This window comes from Nakamurella sp. (genome assembly GCF_048594475.1).
Taxonomy (GTDB): Bacteria; Actinomycetota; Actinomycetes; order Mycobacteriales; family Nakamurellaceae; genus Nakamurella.
Map to the genome: position 1 here is coordinate 1 of NZ_JBMDXT010000099.1, position 1526 is coordinate 1526.

At 73.4% G+C, this 1526-nt stretch carries 1 protein-coding gene and 1 pseudogene; both read right to left on the reverse strand.

Going from position 1 to position 1526, the window contains the following annotated elements; all coding sequences use genetic code 11:
* On the reverse strand, nt 1–874 hold an 874-nt coding region (locus ACOJUF_RS05055), incomplete at its 3' end, for a cytochrome c oxidase assembly protein (RefSeq protein ID WP_420120774.1).
* A 46-nt stretch (nt 875–920) separates the two neighbouring features.
* Nucleotides 921–1526 (reverse strand): annotated as a pseudogene (locus ACOJUF_RS05060) (ATPase); the annotation flags it as partial.

The window sequence follows — 1526 nt, forward strand, 5'->3', positions numbered from 1 at the left end:
GGGCCGCGGTCCCGGCCGCCGCGGTCCCGGCGGCCGCGCGGGCGTCCAGCTCGGCGTCGATCCGGCGCGCCTCGGCCGCGTCGGCCCGCATCCAGCGGGTGGCGACGAGCACCAGGAACGGCAGGTCGAGGATCTCCGCGACCGCCCACAGGAGGCCACCGGCGGTGTGCTGATCGGCCAGCGCGGCCGGGTCGGCCGCGTAGTGCGCCAGGGCCAGGTGGCCGTCGAAGGTCAGCGCGATGCCGGGGAACGCGTCCAGCAGCAACTCCAGGATGCCGACCCCGAGAGCGAGCCCGACCGCCAGCGAGGAGCGCCGGTCGTCCTCATCGACCAGGGGCAACGCGATGAGCGCGCCGAGGCCGAGCAGCAGCAGGTGCAGTCCCCAACCGCCGGCGGTCGACTGCAGCGCCAGCGCACCCAGGCCGCCGAAGAACAGCAGGCCGGCGACGACCGGCACGAGCAGGGGACCCACCATCGGGTGGCTCAGCACCCGCACCGGGCGCGATCCCAGTGCCCGCACCAGGGGCGATCGCTCGCCGGAGGTGCGGCGGACGAGGGCGACGGGCTGGCCGGCCAGCACCACGATCGGGATGACCAGCAGCAGCAGGAGCTGCTGCGCGGTCCACACCCACATGACCGCACCCGCGCGTTCCTGCAGGACGCCGCAACTCGTCCAGACCGCGGCCAGCAGGCCGACCACGACCAGCACGTCCCGGCCGACCGGCCAGCCGACGCCGAGCCGGTGGGCCCGGCGACGGGCGCGCAGGTACCCGAACCCGACCAGGACGGTGGCGCCCAGCGTCACCCAGTCCGGCTGCCACTGCGTGAACAGCGATTCCAGGGTGATCGGGGCATCGCTCCACGGGTCGGCCACCGGGCCATTGTGCCGAGCCCCGGCGGGTGGCCGTGCGGGGCCCGGATCAGGTGCCGGCGGCCGTCCGCATCCCCGGCTCGGTGCGGTAGATGATCTCGATGGCCAGGGCTCCGACGGCGCCGACCGCGAGCGAGGTCCACAGCGTCTCCGGGGTGATCGAGAAGTTGAAGAACTCGCGGCCGATCGGGGTGATGAAGGCGAGCGTGGCGATGCCCACCATGGCGCCGACCAGCGCGCCCTTCCACAGTCGGAACGGCCGGGACAGCACCACCAGGATCCAGAACGCGGTGAACAGCAGCGCGATGGTGGCCGCGGTCGACGGCTGCCAGCAGATCACGTTGTCGGTGACGGTGGCCCCCTCGGTCTTGACCAGGCACTCGGACGCGGGCGGCGCCCCCACCTCGGCCCGGGCCAGCAGGTAGGAGACGAAGACGACCAGCCCGGAGACGACGCCGGCCGGCACCGCGAAGCGCAGCACCCGGCGCAGGAACCCGGGGATGTACCGCCGCTTGTTCGGGCCCAGGGCCAGGAAGAACGCCGGAATGCCGATGGTGACGGCCGAGACCAGGGTCAGGTGCCGGGGCAGGAACGGGAACGGCAGGGTGAACAGGGCCGCGGTGATGATGGCGATCAGGCTCATCACGTTCTTCGC